Raw genomic sequence first — 19,032 nt, forward strand, 5'->3', positions numbered from 1 at the left:
TCACACAACCAACCCCCCCCCCCCCCCCTTCCCCCCCCCCTACTGCCCCCCCCCCCCCCCCCCCCCCCCCCCTCCTCCTCCCCCCCCCCCCCCCCCCCCCCCCCCCCCCCGGCCCGGGCCGGCTACCGCCGGGCGAGGGTGACGTCCGCCGTGAACTCGGCGGCGCCGTGCGGCCGTACGGTGCGCCGCACCGTCCGGTGGCCCTCCGCGCTCACGGTGAGGCCGACCGCGCGGTCCGCGTCCGGCAGCCACACCTCGTAGCGGCCGTCGAGCGCGGTGCGCAGGGTGTGCGCTCCGCCGCCGGCCGTGACGCGGACCGTGGCCCCGGCCAGCGGCATCGGCGCGCCGCCCGACCGGCCGGCGGTCACCGTGCCGGTGAGCCGGAGCGCGCCGTGCGGCGGCACCACGGTCAGGGTGACCGGAACGGTGACGGACCCGTACGGGCCGTCGGTGTCGACGACCAGGCGCGCCTGGTGGACGCCCGCGTCGCCGGGGCCCATCGCCGTGGCGTCGGCGGTGACGGTCAGGCGTACCGTCCGCCCCGGGGCGACGGTCCGCGCGGCGGCCGTTCCGTTCAGCCACGGGACGTCGCCGTGCGGCTTGTCCCAGCCGGGCAGCACCTGCGCGGCGGTCTGGGTCGCCCGGTCCGGGGTCTGTCCGCCCACGACGTACCAGCCCGGCGCGGAGGCCGCCGCGTACAGCGGCTGCGGGAGGTTCGGCAGCGCGGTCCAGGCGTCGGCGGACGGGTCGTAGGAGTAGGCCTCGTTGGTCATGGCGCCCGCCGAGACCAGCACGCCGCCGCCCATCAGCAGCCGGCCTCCCGCCGCGGCGCCCGCGGCACCCCAGACGTCCGCCGGCGGGTCGGCGATCGGTGTCCAGCGGCCCTTGGCGGGGTCGAGGGCGTAGCCGACCGCGGTCGCCCGCGGGAAGCCGCCGTCGGCCTGGTAGACGCCGCCCGCGCAGTACAGGGTTCCGTCGGCGGTGCCGCACGTCGTCCAGGACGTCGGTGTCGGGTAGGCGGGGCCGCGCGACCAGGAGTCGGTCGCCGGGTCGTAGACCTGGACGTCGCCGCTGCCGCAGGAGAACTGCGCGCAGCCGCCGATCACGTACAGCTTGTCGCCGACGACCGCCGCCCCGGGGCTGCCGTAGGCGACGGGCGCGTCGGCGATCGCCGACCAGGTGTCGGCCGCCGGGTCGTAGACCTCCCCGCCCGCGATGGGCCGCCCGGCGGCGTCCTTGCCGCCCGTCACGTACAGCTTGCCCCGGATGAACCCGGCCGCCGCCCCGAACCGCTTGGTGACGGCGGGGGCGAGGTCCGTCCAGACGGTCGTGGCCGGGTCGTAGGAGCGCAGGGAGTTGGTCAGTCGGCCGTCGGGGATCTGGCCGAGGCCCGCGTACAGGATGCCGTCGTGGGTGGCCGCGATGCCTCCGCTCGTCCCCTGGGGCAGGTCCGTGACCGGCTTCCAGGCCTGGTCGGCGGGCGTGCCGGCGGCCGTGGTTCCGGTGGCGGCCCGCGGGATGTCCAGCGGCCCGGCCTCGGTGGCGGTGCGCTTGCGTGGCGCCCCGGCAGGCGACGCGGACGCGGTCCTCGCGACGTTCTGTTCCCCGACGGAGAGGGTGGCGGGCGCGCCTCCGGTGTTGCGCAGCTTCACGGTGACGGTCTTCCGGCCGCCCCAGGGCACGGTGACGCCGACGGCGGAGGGTTTCGCCTCCAGCAGGGAGGGGCGCAGGCGGAAGTCGGCCGTGGTCACGGCGTCGGCCTTGATCCGCGGCGTCGAGGTGACGGCCGGGTAGCCGAATCCGGCGAGGTCCGCGGTGACCTCCTGTCGGCCGGTGCGGGAGGAGAAGGCCCAGTACAGTCCGTCGCCCACGGCGGGGTCGCCGGGCGAGGCGATGCTGCGGCCGCTGTCGGCGGGTACGGCACGGGCGGCCACGGTGGCGCCGAGCACGCCGGTCCCGGTGTTGGAGTCCGTCACCCGTCCGGTCAGCAGGCCCCCGGGCACGGTGTCCAGCGAGCGGGTGCCGAGGGCCACGTTGTCCAGCTGCCAGAAGCCGGTCAGCGAACCGCTGTAGTGGAAGCGGACCCGCACGGACGGCTTGCCCGCGCAGGCGGTGAGCGCCACGGTCTCGTGCGCGGGGCCGTTGACGACGTCGGTCGTGTGCCAGACGGTGTCCCAGGTGTGGCCGCCGTCGGTGCTCACGTCGACGTCGGCGGTGGGGTCGCTGAAGCGGTAGGTGCCCGGCAGCGCGGTGTCGAACTCCAGCCTCGGATGCGTGAGCGCCGAGAAGTCGTAGGCGGGACTGACCAGTTCGGTGTCGACCGGAGCCCAGCCGAGGGCGTAGTCGTCGACCTCCGCGAAGCGGCCCTCGCCGCCGGTCTGGTTGCCGCGGTTGAGGGGGTCGCCGAACTCCCAGCCGCCCGCGTCGGTGTGGTTGACGACGCTCCAGCCTTCGGGCGTCGTGGCCTTGTCGAAGGGCTGGAGGCCGCCGCCGTGGTAGGTGACCGCGTATCCGGGCGGCAGGGTGCCGGTGTCGGTCAGCGGCAGGGAGAGGTCGGCGGTGCGCGCGGTGGCACCGAGGGCGACCGTGGCGGTGGCGGGCCGGTAGCCGGGGTACAGGGCGGTGGCCTTCAGGGTGTACGTCGCGTCGCGCGGCAGGCGGATCGCGTAGTGGCCGGTGGCCGGGTCGGTGAAGGCGGTGCCGGGCACGCCGTCGACGGTCAGCCGGGCGTACACGCCCCAGCCGTGCCCGCCGCCGTCGCGGACCGTGCCGGAGACGGTCTGGGTGGGTACGGCGGCCAGCGCGGTGTCGGCGCTCACCCGCGCCCCGTCGGCGACCTCGACCTGGCCGAGGTCCTTGTCGGCGTAGCCGAAGGCGCTCACGGTCAGCCGGTAGGTGCCCGCCGGGGCGACGAGCGACCAGGTGCCGTCGTCGCCGGCCGAGGCGTGGTAGTCGCCCAGTCGTACGGCGGCTCCGGGCACCGGTTTCCCGGTGGCCCGGTCGGTGACCTCGCCGGAGACGGTGCCGTGCGGGCCCGGCCGGAACGCGGCGAGGCCGTTGGGCGTGCCCAGTCCGGTCGGGCCGTCGTACCCGGGCCCGGCGGTGCAGCTGGGCGCGGGATCGCACCGGGGCGCCGTACCGAAGCCGCACAGCGCCGCGTCGGGGCAGCTGGCGTTGTCGCCGTCGGTGACGTCGTGGAGCGCGCCCGGCGTCTGGTACGGGTAGGAGGCGGGGTAGGTGCCCTCGACGGGGGTGCCGGCCAGGGCGTAGACGCCGGCGATGATCGGCGCGGACGCGCTGGTGCCGCCGTAGACGTTCCATCCGGCGTCGGAGAAGCTGTTGTAGACCGCGACGCCGGTCGCGGGATCGGCGACCGCGCTGACGTCGGCCACCGAGCGGCCCGTGCAGCCCGTCTCCGGCTGGAAGGCGGGCCTGGGCTCGGCCTGGGAGCAGCCCGAGCCGGTGGCGCCCCAGTGCTGTGCGCCCGAGGCGGAGGTGGTGACGGTGTTCCAGACCTTCTCGGACCAGCCGCGCGCGGTTCCCGGACTCCGGGTGAGCGAGGTGCCGCCGACCGAGGTCACGTACGGCGAGGAGGCCGGGTAGCTCACCCCGTAGCCGTTGTCGCCGGAGCTGAACAGCACGGCTGTGCCCGGGTGGTCGAAGTAGGCCTTGTCGAGCGCCTGGACGCTCTCGTCCTCGGAGTAGGAGCCGTAGGAGTTGGAGACGTAGCGGGCGCCCAGCGCGACGGCGGTGTTGACGGCGCCGCCCAGGTCGTCCGTATAGGCGCTGTCGGCCTCGACGAGCAGGATGTGGGCCTTGGGCGCCACCGCGGACACCATGTCCAGGTCGAGGGATATCTCGCCGGCCCAGCCGTCGTCGGGGGCGGGGTACTCGGTGCCGCCGCGCTGGTCCGCCTTGCGGAAGCAGCCGTTGTCGGTGGTGCAGGCCGGCAGGCCGTACTGCGCCCGGTAGGTGGCGAGGTCCTGTTCGGCGCGGGGGTTGTCGTACGCGTCCACGATCGCGATGGTCGCGCCGGCGCCGCCGTCCGCGGGCAGGTCGTAGGCGGAGCGCAGGTCGGCGGGGCCGTATCCGTCGGGTGCCGCCCGACCCCCGGCCTGGACCCGCGCCGCGGGGACGTCGGTGCGGCGGACGCCGAAGCAGCCGAACTGTCCCGGCCTCGGAGTGCCGCACAGGGCCTCGGTCGCGGGCCTGGCCGCCCCGGAGGAGGCGGCGACGGCTGCGCCGGGCGACGGGAGCTGGACGGCGAGGGCGGCCAGCAGCGTCGCCGCGACGGTGCCGACGGCACGGCGCCACGGCCGGACGGGCGGGTGGGCGGTAGCAGGGCCGGGTCTGGCGCGGCCGGGGACGGGTCGCGCCACTGGGGGTGTCCGCACAGGGCAACTCCGGGGAAGGGACGGGCAACGGGCAGCGGGGGCCAGGCCCGACATCGTTGTCGGCGAGACACGTCCCGCGATGCTCAGAAGATCACCCGGTCGGGCGCACCGGTCAATGCCACGGAGCTGGCGTCTTGACGCCGTGTCGTATTCACGCCTCTGTGAACGAGCGCACATCGGGCGAGGACAGGGGGACGGTGCCAGGGCGGAGACGAAAACAGGGCGCGGAGGGGCCAGTGCCGGGCCGGGGCCAGGGCAGCGGCGGCGACAGCGGCAGCGGTGCCGCTGGTGTCGGTCCGGAGGGTGCCGCGGAGGACGTGGTCGCCGGGGTGCCGGTGTGCGGGGACAGCCTCAGCACGGTGGTCCGCCGTTCCGTTCGGGAGCCGTGCCCCCGGTCGGCGACGCCCCCGGCGGCGGGCCCCGCGGACCGGAGCCCCTTACGGGAACCTCCCTCGCGTCTTGTTCCGCGCTGCCGCGAGGTGCCGCGGCGAACACGCGGCGACCGGACCCGTCCCCCGGCCCGTGCCCGTACGGCTACAGAGCGCGGCCGGCTGCCCGGGTGCGCCGGCCCTGCCGCCTCAGGCCGTGACGGGGATGCGCACCAGGATCGACGTGCCCTCGCCCGGGGGCGACTCGATGGTCAGCGTGCCGTCGAAGGCGGCCACGCGGTCCGCCAGCCCGGTCAGACCGCTGCCGGCCGCGGTCCCGGCCACACCGCCGACACCGTCGTCGACGACCCGTATCCGCAGAACGTCGCCGACGAGTTCCAGGGAGATGTCGATGTGCGACGCCTGGGCGTGTTTGACCGCGTTCGTCACGGCTTCGGCCACGATGAAGTACGCGTTGGACTCGACAGCGGAGGCGAACCGCCGGTCGCACTTGTTCTCGACGACGGCGGGGATCGGACACCGGGACGCCAGGTCCTCCACCGCTCCCGCCAGCCCCTTCACGGTAAGGGTCAAGGGGTAGATGCCCCGAGCGAGCTCCCTCAGTTCGTCGATCGCGGTCTGGGCGTTGGCGATCGAGTCCTCCAGCAGCTCGGTCACGGGGGTCTGCTCCCCGGGAAGCATCTCGCGCGCCAGCCGCAGAGCGATCATCAGGCTGACGAGTCGCTGCTGCGCCCCGTCGTGCAGATCGCGGGCCGTACGCCGGTGCACCTCCTCGACACTCTGCATGACGCGTCTGCGGCTGTCCTGCAACGAGGCCGCCATGGTGTTGAACGACGTGCCGAGCGCGCCGATCTCCGCCACCTTGCTGGGCGTGATCCGGGTGGCGAGGTCGCCGTCCGCGAGCCGCTGCGCCGCGGCGGCCGCCCCCCGCACCGGCCGGACGACGGCACGGTGCTGGAGCACCGTGAACGCCGCCACCAGCGCGGTCGACGCCGCGAGGCCCAGGCCCGCGGCGACCACCGCCCGGTGTCCGTTGGCGCCCGCGGCGTCCTCGCGCGCCGCGAGCTGCGCGCGTTCACCGGCCATGTACCGGTCGAACTGGGCCCGCAGCGCGTCGACCCGCCGCTTGCCCTCGTCCGTCTCCGCCAGTCCGGAGGCGGCGGGGTCACCCCGCCGGACCGCGTCGACCAGGGGGACCGAATAGTCGTCCAGGTAGGACCGGACGCCGCGCGCGATCTGCGCGGCGGTACGTCGCTGCTGGGCCGAGGTGGTGCTCTCGGTGAACCGTCGCGTCTCGGCCGGGAGGTCCTTGCGCGCCTCGTTCCACGGCTGGAGGAACTGCTCCTGCTTGGTGATCACGAAGCCTCGCTGGCCCGTCTCCAGGTCCAGCACCAGCTGCTCCATGGTTCCCGCCTCGACCAGGGCGGTCCGGGAGGCCCGCCGCGCCGAAGTCGAGTCGTTGGCGTCGTCGATCGCCCAGAGCAGGACGGCGAAGGCGACACCGATCAGCAGGGCGAGCAAGCCGCTCGCCGCGATCGTGAGGCTGGTCAGCCCCAGTCGCCCGTCCGAGTACCACCGTCGTACCCTCATGCTCCGCCCAGTGCTGAAAGAGGATGGGAACGCTGCGCGCTTTCAGTAAGTAACGTATCTATTTTTGATAGACAGTGCACCAAAATACATAACTCAATACGATCTCGACAGGTGCCGCCGCTGAGTGAGCACCAGTCACTTCCCCGAGGGCTGAAGCCGACGCGGAACCCGGTCCACGCTCCGCGCGGGCCGCACCACCGGACGCACGGACGCGTCCCGGCGGTGCGGCCGTACTCACATGTCGGCCTCAGGAGGCGGTCCGGGGCCGGACCCGCAGGCGGACCGGGATGTCCGGCACCCAGTACGGGCCGTCGGTGGCCAGGGCGAGGGACGCCGTCCAGTCGCCCGTGCCTTCCAGCCGGCGCGCGTCGAGGCTCACCGTGATGGTCGCCGTACCGCCCGGGCGGAGTGTCAGGCGGTGCGGGGTCTCCGCCAGCCAGGGCACGTCGCTCTCGGTGCGGTCGTAGCCGGGCAGGAGGATCGCCGTGGACACGGGGACGGGGAAGCGGACCTCACCGCTTCCGCCGACCCGGTACAGGCCGGGTGCGCCGCCGCCGCGGTACACGGCGCTCGGCGCGTCCGGGAGCGCTGTCCAGGCGTCGCTGCCGGGGTCGTACGCGTACCCCTCCGCGGTGAGGACACGGTTGGGACCGACGCGCTTGAAGCCGCCGGAGACGAGCAACTGCCCGTTGGCGGCGGCGTAGGTGCCGGTCGCCAGGCCGGCCGGCATGGCGGCGATGGGCTGCCAGCTGTCGGAGGCGGGGTCGTAGACGTAGCCGTCGCCGGTCTCGATGTAGTCGTGGATGCCGCCCGCGCAGTACAGCCGCCCGTCGACGGCGCCGCAGTTGGCCCAGCTGATGGTCTGCGGGTAGTCGGCGACCCGGGACCAGGACCGGGCACGCGGGTCGAAGACGTACACGGTGTCCGAGCAGTCGGTGTTCGTGCAGCCGCCGACGACGTAGAGCCGCCCGTCGAGCACGGCGCTCGCCGTTCCGTAGTGCCCCTGGGGAATGTCCGGGCCCTTCGACCAGCGGCCGGTGGCCGCGTCGAAGACCTGCGTGGTCCGGCTGACGGTCTCCTGGGGACCCCAGCCGCCCACGGTGTACAGGCGGCTGCCGATGAAGCCGTGGGCGGTGGCCTGCCGGGGCTCGGGCGCGGACGGTCCCTGCTTCCAGGCGTGGGTGGCGGGGTCGTACACGTAGAGGTCGGCGGTGGGTTCCTGGCCGTCGGAGCCGAGGGCGGAGTAGAGCCTGCCCTGGTAGGTGCCGACCGCGTTGTCCATCACGGGGACGGGCAGGTCGGGCAGGGCGCGCCAGGCGGTGCCCGGGGCCGGGGAGCCCGGCGCGGTGCCGGTGCGCTCGCCGACACGGACGGTCAGCGGCGCGGTTCCGGTGTTGCGCACCGTCACCTTCCGCATCGCATGGCCGCCCTGCGCGGTGCTCGCGTCGATCCGGGTCGTGCCGACCGAGAGCCGGCCGGCCTTCAGGACGAACGAGGCCTCGGTGACCTGGTCCACGGGCACGGTGACGGTCCGCGTGGCCTTGGTGTAGGACGGCTTGGCCGCCGTGGCGGTGGCCCGGCCGCCGCCGGGAACGAACAGCCGGTAGGAGCCGTCGCCCGCGCGCGGGTCGCCGGAGGCCGCGACGGTCGCCGCGCTCGCGCCGCCGGTGCGGACGACGGCGCCGATCAGCCCCTTGCCGGTGTTCGCGTCGGTGACGGTGCCGGTGAGCACGCCGCCGGCCACGGGCGTGGCCACCCGTTCGGTGATGGTGACGTCGTCCACGGCCCAGAACAGGCCGGGGCCGGTGAAGTGGAACCGCACCCGTACCGCGCCCTCGCCGGCGTAGTCGGTCAGCGGGATCTCCACCCGCCCGCTCGTCCACAGCTGGTCCTGGTGCCACACCGTGGTCCAGGTGCGGCCGGCGTCGGTGCTGATCTGCACCTCGCCCTTCTGTTCGGCCGAGCCCTCGTAGTCGGTGTCGAAGCTCAGTGCCGGGTCTCCGGCGCGGCGGAAGTCGTAGGCGGGGCTGACCAGAGAGGTGTCCAGGGGGGCCCCGGCGTGGTCGGCGTCGGCGACGGCGAACCCGCCCGAGCCGCCGGTGGTGTTCCCCCGGCCACCGGGATCGTCGAACGTCCAGCCCGGAGTACCGGTCACGCTCCAGCCTGCGGGCGGCCCGGAGGCGGCGTCGAAGGTCTGGCTGTCGACGGTGTCCGCCTTCACGGTGTACGCCGGGTCGTCGGCGGCCCACGTGTCGACGGGGAGGGCGAGGCCCACGGTCTGGTCCGCGCCGCCCACGGTCACCCGGCGGACCAGGGACCGGTAGTCGCTGTCGTCGCCGACCACGCGCAGGGTGTAGGTGTGGTCCTCGGGCAGGTCGAGGCGGTAGGCGCCGGTGACCGGGTCGGACCACACCGGGGCGCCCGGCACCCCGTCCACGGTGATCTTCGCGTGCAGCGGCCAGCCGTGCCCCGAGCCGTCGGTGACAGTGCCGGAGACCCGGTGGGTGGCCAGCTTGCGCAGGCTCAGATCCCCGCTCGCGGTGCCGCCGTCGGTGAGGTGGACGCCCGGCAGCGTGCCCGGCGCGTACCCGTAGGCCGTCACCCGGACGTCGTGGTCACCGGCGGGCAGCGGCAGGGTGTAGCGGCCGTGGGCGTCGGTGGTCGTGCTGTACGCGCCTGCCGTCACCTCGGCCGCCGCGACGGCCGCGCCCGAGACCGAGTCCGTGACCGTGCCGGTCAGCGTGCCGTGCGGGCCCATGGTGAAGGCCGTCAGGCCGTCGGGGCTGCCGAGGCCGGTGGGGCCGTCGTAGCCCGGGCCGGCGGTGCACAGGTACGCCGGATCGCAGGTCCCGTTGGATCCGGAGGTCACGTCGTGCAGACCCTTGCCGCCGGTGGCGTACGGGTAGACGGCGGGCCGGGAGCCCGCCGCCGGGGTGCCCGCGTTCGCGTACACGCCCGCGATGATCGGCGCCGAGGCGCTGGTGCCGCCGGCCACGCCCCAGCCGCCGGTGTCGCCGTAGCTGTCGTACACGGCGACGCCCGTGTCCGGGTCGGCCACCGCGGAGACGTCGGCGACGGTACGTCCCGGGCAGCCGGTGTCCCGCTGGAACGCCGGCTTGGGCTCGTACAGGGAGCAGCCGGAGCCCGCGCCGTTGCCGTCGTGGTCCCACACCGACTCCGACCAGCCGCGCGCGGCGGCCGGGTCCTTGGTGAGCGTGGTGCCGCCGACCGCGGTCACGTTCGGGGAGGCGGCCGGGTACGAGACGCCGTACCCGAAGTCGCCGGAGGAGGCGACGACGGCGACGCCCGGGTGGTCGTAGTGGACGTCGGCCGCCGACTCCGCCGGGTCCTCCGGGAAGAACGTGTAGTTGGAGCCGTAGGAGTTGGAGACGTACTTCGCGCCGAGCGCGACCGCCTGGTCGACGGCCGCTCCCAGGTCGTCGATCGTGGCGGTGTCCGCCTCGACCAGCAGGATGCGGGCCTTGGGTGCGACCGCGGAGATCATGTCCAGGTCGAGGGAGATCTCGGTGGCCCAGCCGGAGTCGGGCTCCGGGTAGTCGCTACCGCCGCGCTGGTCGGTCTTGGTGAAGCAGCCGTTGGCGGTGGTGCAGGGCGGCAGGCCGTACTGGGCGCGGTAGACGGCGAGGTCGGCCTCGGCGTCCGGGTTGTCGTACGCGTCGACGACGGCGATGGTGGCGCCGGCGCCGCCGTCGGCGGGCAGGCCGTAGGCACTGCGCAGGTCGGAGGGGCCGAAGCCCTGCGGGTCGTCGGCGGCTCCGAGCAGGCCCTTGCGGGCCGTCAGGTCGGTGCGGAGCAGCCCGAAACAGGTGAACTCGTGCGGCTTGGGCGGGCCGCACAGCGGCTGTACGTGGTCTCGTGAGGTCTGCGTGGACGGTTTCGCGGGCCGCGCGGCGGTTCCCGCGTGAGCCGGGGCGGTGGCCCCGAGGGCGGCCAGGACGGCGGTGGTCAGCGCGGTGGCGACGACGGCCGTGCGTCTGCGCCGGCGTGGCCCGGCGCTTGGGCGTATGAGCAACGTGCTCTCTCTCGGCTTGCGTTCAGTGGTCCGGTGCGGACCCTGGGAAGCACAGCTTCGCCGCTCTTCGACACGGGAAGATCACGGATGGGGAAGAAGAAGCTGTCACCGGCCGGGCGTATTCCCGTTCGTCCACCCCGACATGCCCGTACGGGCATATCCCCTGCCCGTTGCGGGCGCGGGCCCGCATCGGTCGCGTCGGTGACGGGAGCGGAGCATGCTGGTAGCAGCGCGACGGGACCGCCGGCCGGCCTGACAGCACGTCGGCCGGCAGCCGGTGCCGACGTGACGGCAAGTCAACTCGACGACGTGTCCGAGGTGTTTCTCATGGCCGGCTCAGCTTCGTACGGCGACGCTCCCTACAACACCCCGCGCGGCGGGCCCGGTTACCGGACTCCGGCCGGGCCGCGGTCCGTCGCGGCCGGCCGGCTGTGGGCGACCGGGGCCGCGACGGCGGTGGTCGCCGCCCTGGTCGCGGTGGTGGCGACGCTGTTCGTGCGCGGTGTCCTCGGCATCGCGGTGTTCGCGCCGGGGGAGGCGGGCGCGTGGGGGGACGCCACGACGGGGTACCTGGCCGCGTGGGCGGCGGCCGGTGCCGTCGCGGCCACCGGGCTGTTGCATCTGCTGTTGCTGACCGTCGCCCGGCCGCGCGCCTTCTTCGCCTGGATCGCCGGTCTGGTGACCGTGGCACTGGCCCTGCTGCCGTTCACGGCGGACCTCACCCTCGCCGCCGAACTCGCCAGCGCCGCCGTTTTCCTGGCCATCGGCGGCACGATCACCGGCCTGCTCTCCGGTACGGCGTACAGCGTCGCGCCGGACCGGAGCCGCGAGACCTGGTGAGGTGCGGGCGCCCGTTCCCGCCGCCCTTTGGTCAGACGGTGGACCAGAACTCCTCCAGCGCGGCGTTGAAGGAGACGCCGGTGTTCTGCACCGCGTGACCGCCGGGCACGACCAGGCGGCGGGCGCCGTGTCCATGTGTGGGTGCCTTGCCATGAGGACCCGCATAGGCTGACGCCATGACGGACTCGACAGCGTGGCACGCTCACGACCGGGTTTCGCTGAGCGCCGCGTTCAAGGCCGACGCGCACGCCGAGTACGCCCGGCTGCGCGCGCTCGGCCCGGTACACCGCGCCCTGCTCCCTTCGGGGATGGAGGGCTGGCTCGTCGTCGACTACGACGTGGCCCGTACAGCGCTCACCCACCCGGCCCTGCTCAAGGACCCGACGCCCGCGGCGCAGACGCTCACGGCCGCCGAGTACGTCCTCAACCAGCCGGATGTCGGGCTCGGCGGCCAGATGCTGGAGGCCGATCCCCCGGAGCACACGCGGCTGCGCCGCCTGGTCTCCGCCGCCTTCACCCCGCGGCGAACGGCCGGACTCGCCCCGCGCGTCGAGCAGATCGCGCAGGAGCTGATCGACGCTCTGCCCCCGGCCGGGGAAACCGACCTGATCGAGTCGTTCACGGCTCCCCTGCCGGTGACGGTGATCGCGGAACTGCTCGGAATCCCCGCGGCCCATCGCACGGACTTCCGCGCGTGGAGCGGCAAGGCGCTGGAGGTGGGCACGCCCGGGCACCGGGAAGCGGTCGCGAACCTGCACGAGCTGCTCCGCGGGCTCATCGCGGACAAGCGCCGGGAGCCGGCGGACGACCTTCTGTCCGCACTCGTCGCCACGCGGGACGAGGAGGACGGACGGCTGTCGGAGCGGGAACTCGTGGGCACCGCCCTGCTGTTGGTCGTCGCCGGGCACGAGACCACCGTCAACCTGCTGGGCAACGGCATCCTGGCCCTGCTGCGCCATCCCGGCCAGCTGCGACTGCTGCGCGAGCGGCCCGGCCTGCTGCCCGGTGCCGTGGAGGAACTGCTCCGGTACGACACTTCGGTGGAGTTGACGACCCATCGCTTCGCCGCGCGGGACCTGGAACTCGCCGGCGTGGCGATTCCGCGCGGCGCCGTCGTCGTCGTGTCCCTGGCCTCCGCGAGCCGGGACGCTCCGATGCCGGACGGTGAGGACCCGGCCGCCCTCGACATCACCCGCGCCTCCGTCCGTCACCTGTCCTTCGGACACGGCATCCATCACTGCCTCGGCGCTCCACTCGCCCGCCTGGAGATCCAGATCGCGCTGCGCACCGTACTCGACCGGTTCACCCGCCTCGAACTCGCGGCACCCGTGGAGTCCCTGCGGTGGATACCGGCGGGCATGATGCGCGGCCTGCTGAGCCTGCCGGTGCGCTACGAGACCGCCTGACCGGCCGGCGTCCTCCGCCACGGGACGCCGGGCGCCGGTACGTCCTGTCGCCCGGCGGCCGATGAAACGTCATCCGCACCGTCAGATGACGGATGCGACCGATACGCCATGATCGGAGAGTAGTCCCAGGAGGGAGCGTGCCCGGACATCGGTGACCGGACCCGCTGACACGCGCGCTCTGGGGACGGGAGAACCGCATGACCCACAGACCCCTGATGCTGGTGCACGGCGCCTTCCACGGCGCCTGGTGCTGGAACGAAGTGATCGTCGAACTGGCCGCGCTCGGCAGGCCGGCACTCGCGGTGGATCTGCCGGGCCACGGCCTGCGGGCGAGCCGACCGGGCGCGCTGCTGCGCAGGCCGTTCGACCCCGGCGCGTTCGCCGCGGAGTTCTCCCCGGTCGCGCACGTCAACGTCGCCCGCGCCGCCGCGACGCTGTCCGAGGAGGTACGGCGAGTAGGCCAGGGCACGCCGGTGACGCTGGTGGCACACAGCATGGGCGGCCCTGTTGTCACGCGCGTGGCACAGGAGAACCCCGGCCTCGTCGCCCGGCTCGTGTACGTGAGCGGATACATGCCCGCGTCGAACGTGGCCCCGCTCACCTACCTGGAGCGCCCCGAGTCCGCGGACTCCCTCGTGCCCGCGCTGCTGACCGGTGACCCCTCGGTGATCGGCGCCCTGCGCATCGACACACGCAGCGACGATGACGGTGTGCGGCGCGCTCTCCGGGAGACGTTCTACGGGGACGTCCCGGAGCCCCTGGCCGACGCGGCGATCGCGCTGCTGGGCTGTGACGCGCCCGTCGGCCTCGCGGCCCAGACGACGCGGCTGACGGCCGAGGGCTGGGGATCCGTCCCCCGTACCTATCTCCGCTGCACCCTGGACCGGTGTGTCCCGCCTGCCCTCCAGGACCTGTTCATCAGCGAGGCGGACCGGGCGTTCCCCGAGAACCGGACGGTCGTCGAGTCGCTGGCATCGGCGCACTCCCCGTTCCTGTCAGTGCCACGGCTGCTCGCGGAGACCATCTGCCCGCTGTGACGGCCGCGGATGGCCGGCGCCGCCGTCACGGGGCGCCAGGCGGCGTGCCGGAGGTTCCGTCGGCGGTCTCGTGGCACACGCCGAAGTCGGCGAAGGCCGCTGACCGGCCGTCGGGCCGGCGGGCACCGGCGTCGACGCTTGCCGCAGCCGGGTGCGGAAGCGGTCGGCGGCGCTCGCGGCTCGATGGCACGCCGGGCACAACGCCTGCCCTTTTGACCTCGGGCGAGCGCCGAGGTCACCACCCGCCGCGCCGCCGCCCGGCCGGCGTGCACTCACGATCCGTCACCACGTGACGGCACTGGCACAGTGACGCGCCCTTGTTGCTCCTTCTCCGCCCCGAACGTCCCGTCACCCGCTGCGCGACCCCGACACGCTCGGTCACCGTCCGGAACGGGCCGCGCGACACGGACACTGTCACGGCTGCCCACGGAGCGCCTTAGCCTGTCGCGAAGATCCTCGTCCACCGGCGACGCCCTCAGACCCCGGCGAGGCGGACCGGCACGCCGCGCTCACCGACGTGACGTCCTGGAGACACCCGAGCACGAACAGGCAGGAGACCGGCGCCCGCCGTCGCCGGCACCGCGGACCGGTTCACCGCCTCCCGCCCGCCGGCCGTGGCCGCGGGAGCCCGGCCGGGGACCGAAGGAACTGACTCCTCCATCGCACCGAAGAAGAGGCAGCTGCTGTGAACACACGCAATCAGTGGTCGGTGCTGCCCGTCGTGACGGGGCTCGCATGCGGTCTGCTGACCGGATGCGGCGCCGGTGACACGGGCAGCGGCACGCACGTGGTCGTCGGCACGGCCGACGACATCCTGACCGCCGATCCGGCGTCCGGATACGACCCCGGTTCATGGCTGTTGTTCGACAACGTCTTCCAGACATTGCTGAGTTTCCCGAAGGGCGGCACGCAGCCGCGGCCCGAGGCCGCCCGGAGTTGTTCCTTCACCGACGCCCGGGCCGAGGTCTACCGATGCGTCCTGAAGGAGGGCCTGAAGTTCAGCAACGGTGACCCGCTCACCTCCGAGGACGTCAAGTTCTCCTTCGACCGCGTGCGCAGGATCGACGACGCCGGCGGCCCGGCGGTCATGTTCGCAGGGCTCAAGGACGTACGGACGCCCGACGACAGGACCGTCGTCTTCCACCTCAAGGGCCCGGACGCCACGTTCCCCAGCAAGATAGCCTCCGCAGCCGGCTCCATCGTCGACCACCGGCAGTACGCGGCGAACGAGTTGCGCAAGGACGGCCGGGCGGTCGGCTCGGGACCGTACCGCCTGGACTCGTTCGACTCCAAAAAGGCCGTACTCTCCGTCAACGACAAGTACAAGGGCGCCGCCACGGTACACAACCAGGGCGTCACGCTGCGGCTCTTCCACGGGGACCAGAAGGCGCTGAAGCAGGCTCTGCTCGACAAGCGTGTCGACGTGGCCTACCGCGGTCTGGACGCACACGACATCACCGACCTGAACGCCCACCGCTCCGGCCGGGGAGTCGACGTCGTCGAGGGCGACAGCGCCGAAATACAGCACCTCGTCTTCAATCTGGACGACCCGGTGGCGGGACAGCTCGCCGTGCGCAGGGCCGTCGCCTTCCTCCTGGACCGGGAGGCCCTGGCCCAGGACGTCTACCAGGGCACCACGATCCCGCTGTACTCGGCCGTCCCCAACGGTCTGGTCGGCCACAACACGGCCTTCTTCGACGCCTACGGCGCGCGTCCTTCCCGGGCGAAGGCCGCCATGGTGCTGCACAACGCCGGCATCACGGACAAGGTGCGGCTGACTCTGTGGTCGACCCCCGTGCGGTACGGCCCGGCCACCGACCAGGAACTGAAGACGATCGCCGCCCAGCTCGACGCCAGCGGGCTGTTCGACGCCGACGTGCGCTCGGTGCCCTTCGGCCAGTACGAGAGGGACGTCGCCGCGGGCAGATACGGCGTCTACGTCAAGGGCTGGGTCCCGGACTACCCGGACCCCGACAACTTCGTCGCCCCGTTCTTCGGCCAGGACAACGTCCTGCGCAATCACTACACGAACAGCACCCTCACCGACGTGCTCATCCCGCGCACCGCCGCGCAGAGCGACCGCGCGGCCACCGCTCACGACTTCGGCCGGATTCAGAACATCGTGGCCGACGAGGTGCCCGTGCTGCCGGTGTGGCAGGGCAAGCAGTACGCGGTCGCCCGGGACGACGTACGCGGCCTGGAGTACTGCCTGGACACGTCCACGGTGTTCCGCCTCTGGGAGCTCTGGCGCGACTGAGGAGCGTCCACGCATAAGAATATTCGCTCCTGCCAAGACGGATCTCGACCATTGAAGCGTCAGTAATCCCGAAAAGGATCGACGGCGGCCCGAACAGCCACCACTACCACTCAGGGAACTAAAGGGAAATCAGGCCAAACCCTGCCGTACACTGCTGTGGAAAAGTTACTGGCCGTGTCGTGCACCTCAGCGGGACCCGCCCAGAATCCTCCGTCCACTCGTCCACCGGTATTTTCTGTTCCTGGCGCGTTTCCCCATGGAGGTGCCGGCGATGCGGCCCACCGCCGACGCACTGTTCGGCCGTGAGAACGAGACCGCTTTTCTGCACGACCGGATCGACGTCCTGTCCCGTCAGGGTGGCGCCGTTCTCGTGCACGGGGAACCCGGGATCGGGAAGACCGCGCTGCTGGAGGAGGCGGCACGGCACACGGCGCTGAGCGAGAGCCGCGTCCTCACCACGGTCGGCGTGGAGTCGGAGACACAGCTGCCCTTCTCGGGACTGCATCAGCTGATCTTTCCGTTCCGGTCCCTGATCGACGACCTGCCGGACAACGAGCGCGACGCCCTCCGCGCGGCGCTCGGCATCACGGACGCGCCGGTCCCCGACCTGTACCTGGTGGCGCTCGCCTCGCTGAACCTGCTGGCCCGTGCCGCCGGCGGCGCCCCACTGCTGCTCGTCGTGGACGACGTGCACTGGATCGACGGGGCCAGCGCGGAGGTCATCTCCTTCCTCTCCCGGCGCCTGGAGTCGGAGCCGATCCTGCTGCTGGCCGCCATGCGGGACGGCTATCCCACGCGGCTGACCCGCGCCGACGTACCCGACCTGGCCGTGGGGCCGCTCTCCGCCGAGGCGTCCGCGCTACTGCTGGACCAGCGGGCGCCAAGCCTGGCCCGCGTGGCCCGGCAGCAGCTGCTGAGGGAGGCGGCCGGCAATCCGCTCGCGCTGACCGAGCTGGCGACCGACACCTCCGGCGGGGAGACCATCTCCCCCGACGCTCCCTGGACCCCCATGTCCCGGCGCCTCCAGGACGCGTTCACCGCACGGCTGCGCACCCTGCCGGACGCCACCCGGCACGTCCTGCTGACGGCCGCCTGCGACGACAGCCCGTCCCTCGCCGAGATCCTGCGCGTCGCCTCCCTGGACCTCGCGGCACCGGCGACGGCCGCGGACCTCGCCCCGGCGATCTCGGCCCGGCTGGTCGAGGTGTCCGACGACGCCGTGCGCTTCCGGCACCCCCTGATGCGCTCCGCGATCCGGCAGGCCTCCCCGGCGGCCCGGCGCCGGGAGGCCCACGCGGCCCTCGCCCGCTGCCTGCCCGCCGACTCCGACCGCCGGACCTGGCACGAGGCGGCGGCCACGGTCCAGCCCGACGCACGGCTGGCGGACCGGCTGGAGGCCGCCGCCGACCGCACGTACCGCCGCGGCGGCGCCGCCGACTCCGTGTTCGCCCTGGAACAGGCCGCTCGCCTCAGCAGCGAGCCGAACCAGCGCATCGAACGGCTGCTGAAGGCCGCCGACCAGGCCGTGGACACCGGCCAGCAGCACCTGCTGACCCGGCTGCTGGACGCGGCGACCCCGTGGGCCACCACCCCGCAGCAGCGGGCCCGCATCCTGTGGATCAAGGGCGGCCTGGAGGACGGCATGCGGGACGTCTCCGAGGGCACCGCCCTGCTGACCCGGCTGGTGCGGACCGTCATGGCCGAGGGCGACCACGACCTCGCCGTACGGATTCTGTGGAGCGCGGCGCTGCGCTGCTTCTGGTCGGAACCCGGCGACGCGGCCCGCCGCGACATCGTCGCCCTCGCCGACGCCCTGCCCTTCCCCGACGACGACCCCCGCATCCTGGCGATCCTCGCCTACGCCCAGCCGGTGACCAGCGGCCGTCGCGTCCTCACCCAGTTGCGGCGGGCGGCCGGGCAGACGGCGGGCGACGCCCAGGCGGACCGACTGGTCGGCAGCGCGGCCGTCCTGGTCGGCGACTTCGAACTGGCGGAGGAGCTGTCCCAGGTCTCCGTGCCGGGGCTGCGGGCGCACGGCCGCCTCGGCCTGCTCGCCCGAGCCCTGGGCGCCCAGGCCTGGAGCGGCGCCCAGCTGGCCCGGCTGTCCTCCACCATCCCGGTCGCCGAGGAGGCCAGCCGCCTGGCCCGGGAGACCGGGCAGACGTACCTGTACGGCATCAACGTCGCCACCGAGGCCCGTACCGCCGCGCTCCAGGGACGCTACGACCGCGCCATGGAACTGGCGGCTCAGGCCGAGCGGATCGGGCTGCCCGTCGCCGCCCGGCCGGTGCTGGCGACCGCCCAGATCGCCCGGGGGGTCGCCGCCATGGGGGCGGGCCGGTACGACGAGGCCTACGCGCACCTGCTGCGCATGCACGACCCGGCGGACCCCGCCCACCAGCCGGCGCTGCGCTGCTACGCCCTCATCGAGCTGGTGGACGCCGCGGTACACAGCGGAGACACCCGGCGGGCCCGGTCGGTGATCGCGGAGATGGAGGCCGCCGCCCAGCGCAGCCCCTCCCCCGCCCTGCACAGCGGCCTGCGCTACGCCCGCGCGGTCCTCGCCGACGACGCCGACGCGGAAGGGCTGTTCGCGCGGGCGCTGGACAGATGCGGCTGGCCCTTCGACCGGGCCCGCGTCCAGCTCGCCTACGGCCAGTGGCTGCGCCGCCAGCGGCGGGTGACGGACGCGCGGACACTCCTGCGGGCCGCCCGCGACGCGTTCGACGTGCTGGGCACGGTTCCCTGGGGTGACCGCGCCCGCCGGGAACTGCTCGCCTCCGGCGAGACCAGCCGCCGCCGCGAGCCCGACGCCCGCGACCGGCTGACCCCGCAGGAGCTACAGATCGCGCAGATGGCCGCGGAGGGCCTGACGAACCGGGAGATCGGCCAACGCCTGTACCTCTCCCACCGCACGGTGAGCACCCACCTGCACCGGGTGTTCCCGAAACTGGGCATCACCTCACGCGCGGAACTGGCGTCGGTCTTCCCGGCGACCGGGTGAGCGCCGGCCGTGGAAGCCCAGTCCAGCAGCCGAAGCCCGCAGAGCGGCCCGGACTAGACTCGGTCGGGCAGGTCACAGGTAC

9 protein-coding genes are annotated in these 19,032 nt (G+C 73.6%); 5 read left to right on the top strand and 4 right to left on the bottom strand.

Annotated elements, in window-relative coordinates; all coding sequences use genetic code 11:
* Positions 1-122: 122 nt before the first annotated feature.
* The 3 genes from ACZ4WH_RS31950 to ACZ4WH_RS31960 form a co-directional block, all read right to left on the bottom strand.
* Positions 123-4,379: a carboxypeptidase regulatory-like domain-containing protein gene (locus ACZ4WH_RS31950; RefSeq protein WP_468187398.1), complete on the bottom strand. Its 4,257-nt coding sequence runs from the start codon at positions 4,377-4,379 to the stop codon at positions 123-125.
* A 593-nt stretch (positions 4,380-4,972) separates the two neighbouring features.
* Complete coding sequence (locus ACZ4WH_RS31955; protein WP_468187400.1) at positions 4,973-6,373, bottom strand: CHASE3 domain-containing protein; 1,401 nt, start codon at positions 6,371-6,373, stop codon at positions 4,973-4,975.
* 247 nt (positions 6,374-6,620) lie between these two features.
* On the bottom strand, positions 6,621-10,406 hold the full coding sequence (locus ACZ4WH_RS31960; RefSeq protein WP_468187402.1) for a Kelch repeat-containing protein: 3,786 nt from the start codon (positions 10,404-10,406) through the stop codon (positions 6,621-6,623).
* 327 nt (positions 10,407-10,733) lie between these two features.
* Here ACZ4WH_RS31960 and ACZ4WH_RS31965 point away from each other — a divergent pair, with 327 nt between their 5' ends.
* Positions 10,734-11,246 (top strand): DUF6069 family protein, encoded by a 513-nt coding sequence (locus tag ACZ4WH_RS31965; RefSeq protein WP_468187404.1) that lies wholly within the window; start codon positions 10,734-10,736, stop codon positions 11,244-11,246.
* 31 nt (positions 11,247-11,277) lie between these two features.
* Here ACZ4WH_RS31965 and ACZ4WH_RS31970 read toward each other — a convergent pair whose 3' ends face one another.
* A complete protein-coding gene (locus ACZ4WH_RS31970; RefSeq protein ID WP_468187406.1) occupies positions 11,278-11,424 on the bottom strand; it encodes a hypothetical protein in 147 nt (48 codons plus the stop codon).
* On the opposite strand from ACZ4WH_RS31970, the gene ACZ4WH_RS31975 reads away from it, so the two are divergent.
* From ACZ4WH_RS31975 to ACZ4WH_RS31990, 4 genes are all read left to right on the top strand, one after another.
* Positions 11,423-12,652, top strand: a complete 1,230-nt coding sequence (locus tag ACZ4WH_RS31975; protein ID WP_468187407.1) for a cytochrome P450 family protein — start codon at positions 11,423-11,425, stop codon at positions 12,650-12,652. The genes ACZ4WH_RS31970 and ACZ4WH_RS31975 overlap by 2 nt on opposite strands.
* 197 nt (positions 12,653-12,849) lie before the next feature.
* Entirely contained in the window at positions 12,850-13,689 is an 840-nt protein-coding gene (locus ACZ4WH_RS31980; protein ID WP_468187409.1) for an alpha/beta fold hydrolase, read from the top strand.
* A gap of 685 nt (positions 13,690-14,374) precedes the next feature.
* Positions 14,375-15,946, top strand: a complete 1,572-nt coding sequence (locus ACZ4WH_RS31985; RefSeq protein ID WP_468187411.1) for an ABC transporter substrate-binding protein — start codon at positions 14,375-14,377, stop codon at positions 15,944-15,946.
* A gap of 271 nt (positions 15,947-16,217) precedes the next feature.
* Positions 16,218-18,950: an ATP-binding protein gene (locus ACZ4WH_RS31990; RefSeq protein ID WP_468187413.1), complete on the top strand. Its 2,733-nt coding sequence runs from the start codon at positions 16,218-16,220 to the stop codon at positions 18,948-18,950.
* The last annotated feature ends 82 nt before the right edge of the window (positions 18,951-19,032 follow it).

It is taken from the genome of Streptomyces sp. NPDC029138, from assembly GCF_055564375.1.

What these genes read in the sequence shown, in the direction of transcription:
- ACZ4WH_RS31965 (WP_468187404.1), top strand. Translation starts at nt 10,734, where the DNA reads ATGGCCGGCTCAGCTTCGTACGGCGACGCTCCCTACAACACCCCGCGC.
- ACZ4WH_RS31975 (WP_468187407.1), top strand. Translation starts at nt 11,423, where the DNA reads ATGACGGACTCGACAGCGTGGCACGCTCACGACCGGGTTTCGCTGAGC.
- ACZ4WH_RS31955 (WP_468187400.1), bottom strand. Translation starts at nt 6,373, where the DNA reads ATGAGGGTACGACGGTGGTACTCGGACGGGCGACTGGGGCTGACCAGC.
- ACZ4WH_RS31970 (WP_468187406.1), bottom strand. Translation starts at nt 11,424, where the DNA reads ATGGCGTCAGCCTATGCGGGTCCTCATGGCAAGGCACCCACACATGGA.
- ACZ4WH_RS31980 (WP_468187409.1), top strand. Translation starts at nt 12,850, where the DNA reads ATGACCCACAGACCCCTGATGCTGGTGCACGGCGCCTTCCACGGCGCC.
- ACZ4WH_RS31990 (WP_468187413.1), top strand. Translation starts at nt 16,218, where the DNA reads ATGCGGCCCACCGCCGACGCACTGTTCGGCCGTGAGAACGAGACCGCT.